Origin of the sequence: Virgibacillus profundi (assembly GCF_002287375.1) — a bacterium.
Taxonomy (GTDB): domain Bacteria; phylum Bacillota; class Bacilli; order Bacillales; family Amphibacillaceae; genus Virgibacillus_K; species Virgibacillus_K profundi.
Window position 1 is genome coordinate 22180 of sequence record NZ_NPOA01000011.1, and the last position, 15080, is coordinate 37259.

At 37.4% G+C, this 15080-nt stretch carries 13 protein-coding genes and 1 other RNA gene; 10 read left to right on the forward strand and 4 right to left on the reverse strand.

Annotated features, from left to right (window positions below):
- Positions 1-420: 420 nt before the first annotated feature.
- Together CIL05_RS15095 and CIL05_RS15100 are read left to right on the forward strand one after the other, a co-directional pair.
- On the forward strand, positions 421-1398 hold the full coding sequence (locus CIL05_RS15095) for a nucleoside hydrolase (protein ID WP_095656384.1): 978 nt from the start codon (positions 421-423) through the stop codon (positions 1396-1398).
- A 90-nt stretch (positions 1399-1488) separates the two neighbouring features.
- The gene (locus CIL05_RS15100) at positions 1489-2076 is read left to right on the forward strand and encodes a nitroreductase family protein (RefSeq protein WP_240510209.1); all 588 of its coding nucleotides are present in this window, start codon (positions 1489-1491) and stop codon (positions 2074-2076) included.
- Positions 2077-2161: 85 nt separating this feature from the next.
- Here the strand turns inward: CIL05_RS15100 and ptsP are convergent, their stop codons facing one another.
- Positions 2162-3874 (reverse strand): phosphoenolpyruvate--protein phosphotransferase, encoded by a 1713-nt coding sequence (ptsP, locus tag CIL05_RS15105; RefSeq protein ID WP_095656385.1) that lies wholly within the window; start codon positions 3872-3874, stop codon positions 2162-2164.
- Positions 3875-3989: 115 nt separating this feature from the next.
- Positions 3990-4901: an alpha/beta hydrolase gene (locus tag CIL05_RS15110; protein WP_095656386.1), complete on the reverse strand. Its 912-nt coding sequence runs from the start codon at positions 4899-4901 to the stop codon at positions 3990-3992.
- Between the two features lie 250 nt (positions 4902-5151).
- On the opposite strand from CIL05_RS15110, the gene secG reads away from it, so the two are divergent.
- From secG to ssrA, 6 genes are all read left to right on the forward strand, one after another.
- A complete protein-coding gene (gene secG / locus CIL05_RS15115; protein ID WP_095656387.1) occupies positions 5152-5382 on the forward strand; it encodes a preprotein translocase subunit SecG in 231 nt (76 codons plus the stop codon).
- Positions 5383-5498: 116 nt separating this feature from the next.
- On the forward strand, positions 5499-6245 hold the full coding sequence (locus tag CIL05_RS15120; protein WP_095656388.1) for an alpha/beta hydrolase: 747 nt from the start codon (positions 5499-5501) through the stop codon (positions 6243-6245).
- Between the two features lie 48 nt (positions 6246-6293).
- On the forward strand, positions 6294-8465 hold the full coding sequence (rnr, locus tag CIL05_RS15125) for a ribonuclease R (RefSeq protein ID WP_095656389.1): 2172 nt from the start codon (positions 6294-6296) through the stop codon (positions 8463-8465).
- 380 nt (positions 8466-8845) lie between these two features.
- Positions 8846-9655: a zinc transporter ZupT gene (zupT, locus tag CIL05_RS15130; RefSeq protein ID WP_095656390.1), complete on the forward strand. Its 810-nt coding sequence runs from the start codon at positions 8846-8848 to the stop codon at positions 9653-9655.
- Positions 9656-9738: 83 nt separating this feature from the next.
- A complete protein-coding gene (gene smpB / locus CIL05_RS15135) occupies positions 9739-10203 on the forward strand; it encodes an SsrA-binding protein SmpB (protein WP_095656391.1) in 465 nt (154 codons plus the stop codon).
- A gap of 120 nt (positions 10204-10323) precedes the next feature.
- Positions 10324-10688, forward strand: a transfer-messenger RNA (tmRNA) gene (gene ssrA / locus CIL05_RS15140).
- A 433-nt stretch (positions 10689-11121) separates the two neighbouring features.
- On the opposite strand, the gene CIL05_RS15145 is transcribed toward ssrA, so the two are convergent.
- Positions 11122-11991: a LysR family transcriptional regulator gene (locus CIL05_RS15145; protein WP_095656392.1), complete on the reverse strand. Its 870-nt coding sequence runs from the start codon at positions 11989-11991 to the stop codon at positions 11122-11124.
- A 242-nt stretch (positions 11992-12233) separates the two neighbouring features.
- Here CIL05_RS15145 and CIL05_RS15150 point away from each other — a divergent pair, with 242 nt between their 5' ends.
- Positions 12234-13127 carry a DMT family transporter gene (locus CIL05_RS15150; RefSeq protein WP_095656393.1) on the forward strand — a complete coding sequence of 298 codons (894 nt, stop codon included), beginning with the start codon at positions 12234-12236 and terminating at the stop codon, positions 13125-13127.
- A 32-nt stretch (positions 13128-13159) separates the two neighbouring features.
- Entirely contained in the window at positions 13160-13987 is an 828-nt protein-coding gene (gene proC, locus CIL05_RS15155) for a pyrroline-5-carboxylate reductase (RefSeq protein WP_165769143.1), read from the forward strand.
- 411 nt (positions 13988-14398) lie between these two features.
- Here proC and CIL05_RS15160 read toward each other — a convergent pair whose 3' ends face one another.
- Entirely contained in the window at positions 14399-14950 is a 552-nt protein-coding gene (locus CIL05_RS15160; RefSeq protein ID WP_095656395.1) for a DUF3967 domain-containing protein, read from the reverse strand.
- Between the last annotated feature and the right edge of the window lie 130 nt (positions 14951-15080).

Consider the following 15080-nt stretch of genomic DNA (forward strand, 5'->3'; position numbering starts at 1 on the left):
AATAAACAAAACATCAAACCACCCCACCAGTTCGGGTGAGAGAAGGGCGGTGACTCCTGCGGGAATAGCACGTGTCCGAAGACCCCGCAGAGTGGGTTTCTCGAGGAGGCTAAGGCCGTGCCCGCGGAAAGCATCCGCCCGGAGCGATCCCGGACGGCAGCAATAGCACATGTTATTGGAATCAATCTCGAGTTACGTCGCACTTTACATCAACTGTGAAGGTTAAAAAGTAACAAATGGTTTCGATGGGGCGAGTAGTGCGCAGTCCCAGTATTTTGGTGAGGTGAACGATGTGCAGTCCCAAAATTTTCATAAAGAGCCGATTACTAATAATACATGAAGCAAATTATCGCCCCAAATGGTATAGGACAAATCAATTGTTTAATATACTGTAAAGAGATCTACCACAGGGGGGATTATTTGGCACAAAAGGTACTGTTATTCGGTGATATAGGAATTGATGATACTGTTGCGCTTATTTATGCTTATCTTAATGAAGATGTTGATGTAGTTGGTGTTGTTGCAGACTATGGAAATATCTCAAGGGAGAATGCTTTGGCTAATATCCGTTATGTGAAAAGTTTATTTAAAGCGGAGGCAACGGAAGATATAAAAATTATATCAGGTGCTGAAATCCCTATGACAGGGGAACTTCCGGAATACGTTCCTGAGATACATGGGGAGTATGGATTGGGGCCAATTATTCCCCCCACCGATGGGATGGAAGACATAAGTGAGAATTTTTTTGAAATAGTTGATATTATAAAGCAATATCAGGATGAATTAATTATTGTTAATATTGGCAGACTGACATCACTTGCTACTATGTTTATTTTGTACCGTGAATTAATGAGTAAGGTAAATGCTTTTTACATTATGGGTGGTGCGTTTTGGGTCCCGGGAAATGTAACGGCAGTGTCTGAAGCAAACTTTCACGGTGACCCTGTAGCAGCTCAAGTGGTTCTTACCTATGCCGAAAATGTTACCATCATTCCTCTGAATGTTACGGAAAAGGCAATTGCTACGCCTCAAATGGTAGACTATATTGATAGTGTTGGAGAAATAGATATAGTGAAGCCGTTAATTGATTATTATTATGATTTTTATAAAAAGAGAAATCCCAATGTTCAAGGGAGTCCACTTCACGATGTTCTGACAGTAATGGCAACCATCCATGAAGATATGTTTACATTTCAAAACTTGCCTGTTGTTATTGTTCAGGGCCAGACAGGTATAGAACGCGGGCAAAGTATTGCAGATTTAAGGCCATATGTTACACTCGCCGAGACAGAAGAAGAGACTGAGGAAGAAGTAAGAAGACATCGCATCGCTTTCAATATGGACTATAAAAAATTCTATACTGATTTCATGACGATCATGACAGGACAGAGGTTTTAATAAAGGGATTTAAGTTTAAGAGTGATAGCAAAATATGCTATCACTCTTTATAGTTTATCGATAAATGTGCTACTCTATTTTTAGAGAGAGGTGAGCACGATCGATATTTTAAAAACAATAAAAGAGCGAAGATCCATACATACATTTAAAGAGCAGGAAGTTGAACCGGAAATAATAAAGGAAATTTTCACATATGGCTCCTATGCCCCCACACATTATATGAAAGAGCCCTGGAATATTAAATTGTATCAGCAGAAGGGGAAGCAGAAATTTGTAGATGCGATTATATCAAGCTATCAGCGGATTGGAATGATAAAAAAAGATAATGATCCAAAGACACTGCATATGATAGAGTCGATGGAAAAGTTTTTATTAGCAATTCCACATCATGCTGTTATATATTTGAAGAGAGAAGATGATCCTGTTCGCTATGAAGAGGAATACGCTGCTGTTTGTGCATTTATCCAAAACACTCAGCTGGCAGCATGGGAGTATGGTGTTGGAATGCTTTGGACAATCACACCATACATGCATGACCCGGAATTTCTACAGGCTATTGGGTTGAATTCTGATGAAATGCAGATTGCAGCAGTTATGCAGATAGGCTATCCGGAAAGAGTACCACGTGATAAAGAAAGAACTCCGATAGAGGAGAAGATGGAAGTTATAGTGGATTAAGGTGAGTCACGCACCAGCCCACACAAACCCGCACCATACGCATAAAAAAGCGCTCAGCCCTCCTCGGACTAAGCGCTCCATACAGTTATTCTGTTAATTCCTTAACAAATTCCACAACTTCCTCTGCAGTTCCCATTGCCAGCATTTTATCTTTATTTGCTGCTAAATTCTTTTTGGAAAGCCCACGTATCTGTGTGCGTGCAGGTAAAACAGAAGTGGCACTCATGCTGAATTCATCCAGTCCAAGTCCGAGAAGAATTGGAATTGCAATTGGATCGCCAGCCATTTCGCCACACATGCCAGCCCATTTATTTTCACTGTGTGCTGCTTCAATAACATTGTTTACCAAGTTCAGAATTGCTGGGTGATATGGCTGGTATAGGTAAGAAACCTGTGTGTTCATACGATCAGCAGCCATTGTATATTGAATCAAATCATTTGTTCCGATACTGAAGAAGTCAACCTCTTTTGCAAATTGTTTTGCAATGACAGCTGTTGATGGAATTTCTACCATTATTCCAACTTCTATATGATCAGAAACCTTCACACCTTCATTTTTTAATGCTTCTTTTTCATCCAATAAAATTGCTTTTGCCTGACGGAATTCTTCAAGTGTCGCAATCATTGGGAACATAATTTTTAAATTACCATGTACACTTGCACGTAGTAGTGCACGTAATTGTGGACGGAAGACATATTCATTTTCCAAACAGAAACGAATAGCACGGAAGCCTAAAAATGGGTTCAGTTCTTTTGGTAAATCCAGATAATCTAATTCTTTATCTCCACCGATATCCAATGTACGTACAACAACAGGTTTATCACCCATTTGTTCCAGTACAGATTTATATGCATCGTATTGCTCGTCCTCTGTAGGTAATTCATTTTTACCCATATATAAAAACTCTGTACGGTACAGCCCGACACCTTCACCACCATTATTTAATACACCTTCAACATCTTCCGGTGTACCAATATTAGCGGCTAATTCAACCTGTTCACCGTCGCCTGAGAAGGTTGGTTCTTCTTTCAGCTTTGCCCATTCTTCTTTTTGCTTGGCAAATTCCTCCTGTTTCCCGCGGTATGTTGTTAGTTCTTCATCAGATGGATCAATTAGTATGATACCTTCATTTCCATCAACAATGACGATTTGATCCTGTGAAACTGATGTAGTGATTTCTTTTGTTCCAACAATTGCCGGAATTTCAAGAGATCTCGCCATAATGGCTGAATGTGATGTACGACCACCAATATCTGTTGCAAAGCCTTTTACAAATTGGCGATTTAATTGTGCTGTGTCAGATGGGGTCAAATCATTTGCAAGCACGATTACTTCTTCGTCAATTAATGCGGGATTCGGAAAAGTTACCCCAAGTAAATGCGCCATTACCCGTTTTGTCACATCCTGAATATCTGCAGCACGTTCGCGCATGTATTCATTATCCATATTTTTAAACATATCGATAAACATATCGGCTACTTCCTGAAGCGCCTCTTCAGCCATTACATTATCGGAGGAAATTTTATCTTTAATAGGATTGATTAGTTCAGGGTCACTCAGGACAAGAAGGTGTGCTGAGAAAATTTCTGCATGCTCATCACCAAGTTCTTTCTTTGTATGTGCTTTAATTTTTTCCAGTTCCTGCTTTGAAATTTCTAAAGCTTTATCTAATCTTTCAATTTCAGTATTTGGATTATCTATAGCTACTTTTTCAAATGTTAAATCTGGTGCAGCCAAATGGTATGCCTTTGCAATGGCAATCCCTGATGATGCTGCGATTCCTTGGATATTCTTCATATGATTATTCCGCCTTTCAAGGTATGAGTTTCAATGATTACACTCCTCATCTATTTTATACGTATTTACAGGTAGATTCAAGGAAAGCACAAGACTTGAAACAAAGAATTCACTTTTAGAAATTATTCTCCATCCACCGATAAATTGCAGTATATACTTCATCTTTATTCAATTCATTTAATAATTCATGACGGCCATCTGTGAAAAGCATTGTTGTAATGTTTTCAAGACCTATCTTTTCATAAAGATTCGCTGTTTTCCAAATCCCTTTTGAATAATTCCCAACTGGATCAGCATCCCCACTTATGATTAATAATGGAAGGTCATTTCGAATGGAGTGATTCAGCTTCTGGTTATTCATGGTTATTAATCCTGACATTAAATCATAGAAAAATCGTGAAGTAGGAATAAATCCCGTGTGCGGATCATCTATATAGATTTGAACTGCTTTTTCATCACCGGATAGCCAGTCAAAGCCTGTGTTTTTTTGTTTGATTTTTTTATTATAAGTACCAAATGCAAGTGAATTCATAAGCTTGGATTCTTTCCTGGGTGGTAGTATTTCTGCTAACTTTTTACCGGCAAGCGATTTTAGTTTTGGAAAATAACCGGTTCCGGACAATATAGCTCCATCAATAGCGCCACTATATTCCTGCAGGTAATTTCTCACCATAAAAGAACCCATACTATGTCCCATCAGAAATATAGGGGTGTGTGGATGATCTAATTTAATTTGCTTCGTGATGGCATATAAATCTTCTGTTGTTTTTGTGAAACCATCTTCTGCGGCAAAATAACCAAGTAATCCTTGTTTTTCACCGGTATTGCCATGTCCCCTGTGATCGTTTCCATAAACGAAAATATCTTTTTCCAATAAATGCTCCGCAAATTCTTTGTAACGATTAATATGCTCAACCATTCCATGAGAAAGCTGTACAATTGCTTTTGGTTTTTCAACCGAAGTGAACCACTTTTTTACATAAATCTCGACGTCATCATCCATCTTCATCCAAAAAGTCTTCTCCATATTATTATCCATCCTATCCTGTACAAAGTCTTACTTATTATGATAAAATTAAATGGTAGAAACGTCCAATTTGTATAAGGTATTATTAAAGTCTAAAAATATAGCTTGCTTTATAAAACAGTATTATGCTAAAGTAACTTATAGGTATTTGTATGTCAGGTTTCTGAGCGAATCACCCTTGAAGCAGAGCTTGCAGGGGTCGAAGCAGGGCATGTGCTTTTCAACGGATCAGGGGGTGTCTTTCGTAATCATGACTAGTTTAGTAAACATATTATTAGTAATTAATTCAATTATAATGATTGTACTGATCTTATTACAATCAGGAGCAAGTGCTGGCCTTTCAGGAGCTATTTCTGGAGGAGCGGAACAATTATTTGGAAAACAAAAAGCACGAGGCTTAGACTTGGTTTTACATCGGGGTACAATAGTTACCGGTGTATTGTTCTTCGTACTTGCTTTTCTAAGTGGATATATCGTTTAATGGAAAATAACCCTTATCACAAAAGCGTGATAAGGGTTTTTAGTTTAAGAAATGATGTACAATCTAAAATAAAGGGTAATTTAAATAGTAGGTAACAGCTAAGGAGATGAACTTTAATGAAAGTAGTACAACCAAAACCTTTTACGTTTGAAGCGGGCCCACGTGCGGTATTATTATTACATGGGTTCACAGGACATTCTGCAGATGTGCGTATGCTTGGGAGATTTTTACAAAAGAAAGGCTATACAAGCCATGCACCGATTTACAGAGGGCATGGACTGCCACCGGAGGAATTAATAAAAGCGAGCCCTGATGAATGGTGGGAAGATGTGCAGACTGCATATCAGCATTTAAAGGAACTTGGCTATGAGGAGATTGCTGTAGCGGGGCTTTCCCTTGGCGGTGTTTTGGGTTTAAAGCTTGCCTATTCTAAAGAAACTAAAGCAATTATTACCATGTGTTCCCCAATGTTTTTTGACAATGAAACACAATTAACGGAAGGGTTTCAATCTTTTTCAAAAGAGTACAAGCAGCTTGAAGGTAAAGACGAAGAGACGATTCAGGCAGAAGTAAAGGAACTTATGGAAAATTCAACAGATGTATTTGAGCACCTGGCTGCATTCATTACAGAGGTGAAAAATGAAATTGATACAATTTACACACCAGCTTTGGTCGTTCAGGCACGTAAAGATGAAATGATCAACACAAAAAGTGCTGATTACATTTACGACAATGTCGAATCAGACGAGAAAGAAATAAAGTGGTATGAAAATTCCGGACATGTGATTACTTTGGATAAAGAAAAGGAACAGTTACATGAAGATATTTTTCAATTCCTTGAAACACTTCACTGGAATGAATGATTATTTTTGGTAAAAAAGTCAACAATAGGAAGGAAAGAGGGTGAGCGAATGATAGATAAGATACGGGAGTTTTTTAAAGAAAATGGAACAAAGCCATTATCTGTGGATGAGCTGGAAGAGGTACTTGAAATAGAGGACGCAGTTGATTTTAAAGAATTAGTAAAAGCTTTAAATGAACTGGAAGACGGTGGAGAACTTGTACGAACAAGAAAAAACCGCTTCGGCCTGCCTGAGAAGATGAACCTGGTCCGTGGCAGGATTCAAATGCATGCAAAAGGTTTTGCATTTTTGATACCAGATGATGAAAACCAGACAGATGTTTATATACATCATTCCGATCTTGCTTCAGCAATGAATAAAGATAAAGTATTAGTTCGTCTGGAAAAGAAAGATGATAATGGGAATCGCCCGGAAGGTACAGTAATTCGGATTCTGGAACGGGCTACATTACAGGTTGTCGGCACATTTGAAGATAATCGGTCTTTTGGATTTGTAATTGCTGATGATAAACGGATTCCAAATGATATTTTCATCCCTAAAAGTATGACAAACGGTGCTGTAAGCGGTCATAAGGTCATTGCACATATTACCAAATATCCTGAAGGCCGAAAAAGTGCTGAAGGGGAAATCATCCATATTCTTGGCCATAAAAATGATCCCGGCATTGATATAATTTCAATTATTCATAAGCACGGAATCAAAATTGACTTTCCTGATGAAGTGCTTGATCAGGCGAAAAACACACCAGAAACTATTTCCGAAGACGAACTGGTTGGTCGCAAAGATTTGCGGGATGAGGTTATCGTTACCATTGACGGTGCAGATGCCAAGGATCTGGATGATGCTGTAATGGTGAAAAAGCTTGATAATGGAAATTATAAACTTGGTGTGTATATTGCTGACGTTAGTTATTATATGGAGCAGGATTCCGCAATGGATAAGGAAGCATATGAACGTGGGACAAGTGTGTATTTGGTGGATAGAGTTATTCCAATGATTCCACATCGACTTTCCAATGGTATTTGTTCATTGAATCCTCATGTGGATCGGCTCACACTTGGTTGTGAAATGGAGATTACATCCGCTGGTGAGGTTGTTAATCACGATATTTTCCAAAGTGTAATTAAAACTACGGAAAGAATGACCTATCATGATGTAAATAAAATATTGGTCGATAAAGATGAGGAATTACGGGACAAGTACAAAGCCCTGGTGCCGATGTTTGAACAAATGGAAAAGCTCGCTTCTGTTTTAAATGGAAAACGAATGGGAAGAGGAGCCATTGATTTCGACTTTAAAGAAGCACAAGTGCTTGTAGATAAAAGTGGAAAGCCTGAAGATGTGGTACTGCGTGAACGGTCAGTTGGAGAGCGGTTAATTGAAGAATTTATGCTGGCAGCCAATGAAACGGTAGCTGAACATATTCACTGGATGGATGTTCCATTCATTCATCGTATCCATGAAGACCCGGATCAGGGAAAACTTCATAGTTTTTTCGAATTTTTAGCAGGACTAGGATATGCAGTTAAAGGAACTGCCAATGAGATACATCCACAGGCATTGCAAAAGGTGATCGAAGAAGTGAAAGAGAAACCTGAAGAAATGATTGTATCCAAGCTTATGCTGCGTTCAATGAAACAAGCAAAATATGATCCGCAAAGTATTGGACACTTTGGTTTAGCGACAGAGTTTTACACACATTTTACTTCGCCAATACGCCGATATCCGGATTTAATTGTTCATCGATTAATTCGAACCTATCTGATAGACAAACAATTGGATAAAAAAACAATCAATCACTGGAAAGAAAATCTCCCTGAGATTGCTAGACATACATCTGAGATGGAGCGCGCTGCTGTGGATGCAGAGCGGGAAACAGATGATTTGAAAAAAGCAGAGTTTATGCAAGATAAAATTGGTGAGGAATACACTGGTGTTATTAGCTCTGTGACAAACTTTGGCTTGTTTGTAGAATTGGAAAATACAATTGAAGGACTTGTTCATGTCAGCCATTTAACAGATGATTATTATCATCATGATGAACGAAGTCATGCCATGATCGGTGAGAGAACAGGCAATATTTACCGGATTGGTGATGAAGTGGAAGTAAGAGTAATTAGTGTAAATACAGATGAGCGCGCTGTTGACTTTGAAATGATCCGTGCTGAGAAGCCGAAGAAAAAACCTAAAAAAGGGAAAGCAAAACAACAACGTAAATAAAATTGAACAAAAAGCGATCCCGAAACCGCTGGTCAGTTATAATAAACTGATCAGCGATTTTTTGGTCGATAAGAAAGTATAAAACTTTCTTATCGACATAAGTGCAACTAGGGCATTCGCCTAAAAGCTTGGCGAATGCAAGTTTTCTAATTAAAATAAAACATGCATCATTTAAAAAACAATGCATATAATTTAATTAAATTAATTTGCCTTAAACCAACTTTATTGTTGACATCTAACTATTTGTTATCTATACTACAAATTAGCTAATATAAAAGTAAGATTAATATAAACAAGTTGCATTTATATATCACATAAATAATATAGAATACATCTACCTCAAATAATCCGGTTTATAGTCAAGAGAGGAGGAGCCGCGCATGACACATGAAGTCATTCTTGCATTTGTATTTACTCTGTTCGCTGGCCTTGCTACAGGGATCGGGAGTTTATTGGCTTTTTTCGCAAAAACAACAAATACGAAATTTTTATCAATTGCCTTAGGATTTTCAGCAGGAGTTATGATTTATGTCTCGTTAATTGATGTTTTTCCGAAAGCACAGGATGCACTAGTTGGAGATCTTGGTGAAGAAGTGGGATACTGGATAACGGTTATCTCATTTTTTGCAGGAATGCTGTTAATTGCTCTAATTGATAAGTTTATTCCTAAAAGCAAGAACCCTCATGAGCTTAAAAAGGTTGAAGATATGAAAAAATCCGAAGCAGCAATAAAAGATCCGGAGCTATTAAAAATGGGTGTCTTTACAGCACTGGCGATTGGTATCCATAACTTTCCAGAAGGTATAGCAACATTCGTATCAACTATTCAGGATCCGGGATTGGGATTGGCAATAGCAATAGCTGTAGCCATTCATAATATACCAGAAGGGATCGCAGTTTCTGTACCCATTTACTATGCAACAAATGATAAAAAGAAAGCTTTTCGTCTTTCATTTTTATCCGGATTGGCTGAACCGGTTGGGGCAGTTGTGGCATTCCTGGTTCTAATGCCATTTTTAAATGATGTTTTATTTGGGGTCATATTTGCGATGGTGGCAGGTATTATGGTATTTATCTCCCTGGATGAATTGCTGCCAGCAGCGAAAAAATATGATGAGACACATCTCTCCATATACGGAGTAATTGGTGGGATGGCTGTGATGGCTTTAAGCCTATTGTTAATTATTTAGAGGATTGTTGTCCTTTTTTAATTGGAATAGCTGCAGGAAGTTTGGTAAAATAGAGTTCCATGTAAGCAATAGGAGGAAGTCGTATGCCAAAAGGACACGGAAAATCAATCGCACAAAATAAAAGAGCATCCCATGATTATTCTATAGAAGAAACATATGAAGCTGGAATTGTACTCCAGGGAACGGAGATTAAATCACTGCGAAATGGTCGGGTGAATATAAAAGATTCCCATGCCAGAATTGATCGGGGAGAAATTAAATTGATCAATCTGCACATTGCAGAATACGAACAGGGAAATCGTTATAATCATGATCCAACCCGTACCCGTAAGCTCCTTTTGCATCGGAAGGAAATTGATAAATTAATCGGCCTGACACAGCAACAAGGCTATGCACTTGTACCACTTAAAATATATATTAAAAATGGATATGCCAAAGTTTTACTCGGGCTGGGCAAAGGGAAAAAGAAATACGATAAGCGTGAAGATCTCAAACGTAAACAAATGAAACGTGATGTGGATAGAGCCATTAAGGATCATTTGAAATAGGAATTTGTAAAACCTTCCAGCCCTTGATTATAGTGAGATTTCTGGTATAATAGGAAATGTTCAGTAAGAGATGAACTTTAATAAATGCTCAGTTACCACCGAGCGTTACTCATTTTATATGGGGGCGTTACGGATTCGACAGGGATAGATTGAGCTCAGGTTGCGCGTCGAGGCTACGGCTCGTTAAACGTTACTCGCCTAATAACTGGCAAAACTAATAATCAACCTGCTTTAGCAGCTGCGTAAGTAGCCTAAAGCGATCCTTCCTGCTTTCGCCCGTGAAGCAGTACTGAAGGGTCTCAAATGAAGCGGGCTATTTGCGGCAATCCACCGTCTGAGGATGGTCGCTGAATTTAATCAGACTAGCTACTCCAAAGCCTGTTGGTAGGCCTAGAGGTTAGCGAATGATAATATACCAACTATGCGTGTAGAAGCCTGAGTGGCGATATCTCTGGACGTGGGTTCGATTCCCACCGTCTCCACCAATACATAAGTTGGTGGTTTTTTTATTAATTTTATGCTCCATTTTTTAAGAGATATATGTTTCTGGAATTTAAAGTAAAGTGTTATTCTAGATTGAATGAACTAAATTACACCGCTTTAGATAAAAGTTGTCGCATCTTTTGGTCTGTGTATGGAGTGAATTGCCAATAAAATCGAATTTTCATTATTGTGTTACAGTCGACCCTTAATAGATGCGTGGATTGAAAAAAGATATAGTCAGTGCCATGACGAAAGCATGGAATAGCATGTCCCACCGTCTCCACCAATACATATGTTGGTGGTTTTTTTGTGTTTATGGTTCCTTATATAAGCGCAAACCACTGATTTGAGATATTTTAAACAGACTGTCATATGTGTTTAAGTAAGTGGAAGTAGAAATCAGGATTAAAATGATGTAGTGTTTTAGCAATGTGATTAATTCCGGTTTTTATATGATAAATATTCTAAAAATCTCTTGGACGCAAGGGAAAGTGACTTTTGCTCTCTCATAGCAATACCAAAATTTCTAAAAGCAGGAACTTCAAGCTCTTTTGCTATAATTTTGTAAGGAATACGCTGTAAAATCAATTCTGGTAATATACTGATTCCTAGCCCGTTTTCCACCATAGACATAATTGCATAGTCATCCCATGTTGTAAAATGAACTTGCGGTGAAATATGGTGCATCTTAAAAATTTCAGAGATTTCTGCTTTTGCTCCCTTTTCCAATAGCATAAACGGATTGTTCAATAAGTCGTTGATTGGAAATTTTTCGTAATTAGCAAGCGGATGATCTTGTGGAAGCACTACCAGCAAACGGTCTTGATCCAAAAAGATAGTTTCAAGTTCTGCTTTTGAGGGTAGCCGCACAAATCCGAAGTCAACACGACCATCTAAAATCCAGCTTTCAATTTCTGTATAATCTCCAAGTAGAAGTTCAAAATCTATCTTTGGGTAGTCCTTCTTAAAAATCTTAATCATGTTAGGAAGCCAGTGGGTTGCTACACTGGAAAATGTCCCAATACGAATCATACCAGACTGCATATCGTGTAACTCTCCAATCTGTGTCGTTAAGATTCCATGCTCATTACAAATTCGCTTTAATTGTGGCAGTAACTTTAACCCATCCGAGGTTAAACTGATACCGGCACTTCCTCTTTCAAAAAGGAAAACCCCCCATTCTTTTTCTAAATCGTTAACCATACGGCTGATCCCAGACTGTGTATAGTCCAAACTTTGAGCAGCTTTTGTAAAGCTACCCAATTCTGCAGCTTTGACAAATGCCATATATTTTTGAATATTCATATCTCTTTTCCTTCCTCATCTGGTTTTATCATGCACACCATGACAAACATTCGTTTTTGTAATATATATGAATATGATATGTTATTACTAATAAGAATTCAAGTTGGAAAAGGCACCAGACAGCTATAAGTTTCGGATATATGAAGGTTAAAATAAAGCAGATTGTAAATGATTTCCTGCCATATGAAAAGCACATTCCTACTATAATTGAAATGTAAAACATCGGAAAAATGGTGATTAAAGTGAAAGGTGGATATTTCAAATATATAGCTGCATTGATCCTGTTCGGCTCCAACGGAATTGTTGCAAGTTATATTTTATTGAACAGCTATGAAATTGTTTATTTGCGTACTTTGATTGGTAGTATATTTTTGATTATAGTATTTGCATTGTCTAAGCAGAAGGTACAGTTTTGGAAAAACAAATCACATTTTTTGTTTTTAGTGATCTCTGGAGTAGCGATGGGTGTAAGCTGGATACTTTTATATGAAGCTTTCGCACAAATTGGTGTAAGCATTGCAACCCTTGCTTATTATTGCGGGCCTGTGATCGTCATGGTCCTTTCTCCCTTTATATTCAAGGAAAAGATGACTGGCGGCAAACTACTCGGATTTCTAGCTGTAATAATTGGAATGCTCTTTGTAAACGGGCAAGCTTTGTCACAGGAAGGAACTTCTTGGGGATTGATTTTTGGAATATTATCAGCATTCATGTATGCCATTATGGTGATTTTTAATAAAAAAGCAAAAAGCATAACAGGACTTGAAAATGCTATGTGCCAGTTAACTATGAGCTTTATAACGGTTGCAATTTTTATAGGTTTGAAGCAGGGATTTTCAGTAAACATTACACAAGGAAATCTAATACCAGTACTGCTACTAGGCATTGTATGTACTGGAATGGGCTGCTATTTTTATTTTTCTTCCATTGGTGGTTTGCCCGTGCAGACAGTTTCAATCCTCGGATATTTGGAGCCGTTTTCGGCATTGATTTTTTCAGCGGCCATTTTAGGAGAAAAGTTAAGCCTTGTGCAAATAGTCGGAGCTGTGTTGATTTTAGGAGGTGCAGCAATTGGAGAATTGTATCGGTCGAGAAAAAATAAGCTTAGGGAAGAAGAGGTTAAAATGGTATTGTGAAGGAGTAATAAGATCTGGGAGGCATGTTTAATATGTTAACAAACAAAAAAATTTCGTTTATTGGAGCAGGTACAATAGCAGAATCACTTATATCTGGACTCCTTAAAGGCAAATTGGTTGATCCCGAGCTAATATGGATAACAAATAACAGGAATGCAGAGCGTCTTCAAAAAATACAAAAAAAATATGATGTTAACGTTACATATGATCGTAAAGTATTACTTTCCAATGCAAATATCGTTATATTGGCCATGAAACCAAAGAATTTTACAAAAGCAATGGAAGAGATAAAACCATATACCTATGAGAATCAATTATTTCTTTCTTTAGTTTCAGTAATCTCTAGTGTTTTTGTTTCCAAGCTACTAGGACATAAAGCACCAATTATTCGTGCTTGTCCTAACACACCTGCCGCTATTGGTGAGTCAGCAACAGGATTAGCCCCAGGAAACTATGTAAAGAATAGGGATATACTTATTGCTACGTATCTTTTTGATGCCATTGGATCTGTGACAACCGTAACAGAAAAGGAGATAGATGCTGTAACTGCATTAGCGGGTAGCGCTCCTGCTTATATTTTCTATTTAATTGAAGCAATGGAAAAGGCAGGAGAAGCGCTTGGGCTTGAAAAAGAAGTGTCTAAACAATTAGTTGTTCAGTCGTTAATTGGTTCAACACATCTAATCAAGTCCTCATCAGAAGAAACATCTACATTGTATAAACAGGTTATGTCTCCTCAAGGTGTGACGGAAGCAGGCTTTGAAATACTAAAACAATATAAATTTCAGGAATCGATAATTGAGGGTATCAAACGAGGTACTGAGCGTTCCAGAGAAATAGGAGAGATTTTGTCTAAATAACAATACAATCCCTTTAAGCCAATCCCAATTCTAATGGAAATAAACAGAATAAGAGATGCCATTTGCTAATACAATGTAGCATTATTTTATAAATTAACACCCCTACATAAAAAAAGGACGCTCAAGGCATCTTTAACTTTTACGTTCCTTTAATTTTTCATTTTGTTTCGCCCAAAAGTATGGTGGAATGTACGAAATAAGGGATAATCGATTTCATTACCCTTTTGATGATTGAACAAGTAAAATTCCCTCTTTATCTGAAGGATTTATATCTGCTTAGCACCTCAGGTATATTATTTGATTTTAGATAGAACAATACATAATTCATTTCATTGTTCAAGTATTGTTCAATAAAGTAGCAAAAACAAAAATAAAATTCGCTCCATAACCGGAAGCGAAAAGAGGCACTCGTTATTTTTTAAATAATCTATTGAAAAATGATTTTTTCTCATTTGCTTTTTCCTTAGCCTCTGCAGTTGCAATTTGTTTTTGAGTTTCCAGACGTTCACTGATTGTTTTCATTAAAACTTTATCACGCTCATTCAGACGGAATTCAATATATTCATGCTGCTTATCGATTTTTTTATGCAATTGCTCAATTTGTTCATTTTGATGAATGATTAACTTTTTTAACTCATCATATTGCTTACTGTATTGCTCTGTATCAGGTGTATCGCTTGGCGCTACAGTCTGTATCGGCTCTGTGTCAAACCGCTTTAAAACAACATTTGCAGCTTGTTCCACTGTAATGTTTGATTTTCCCCGTAATTCTTTCAGGTACCTTAATACCATAATGTCTTTTTCAACGAACAGTCTCGCATTGCTTTTTGATTTTAAAATTTCATAACCAGATGATTCCAATTGTCGTGCATATTTTCTGACGGTAGGTACAGCTATATCGAGCATTACTGCAATCTCACTTGTTGAATAGGCTTTTTCGGTTGTTACGGCTTCACTTCCCAACAAAATCACCCCCATATAATTAGTTCAACATCTGTGTGTGATTTACCTTTAAATTTATAGGACTATTAGGAAATTTGGAAACATTATCATTTAAAGATAAACTTTATGTTTCTATATTTTCAAAATAAAT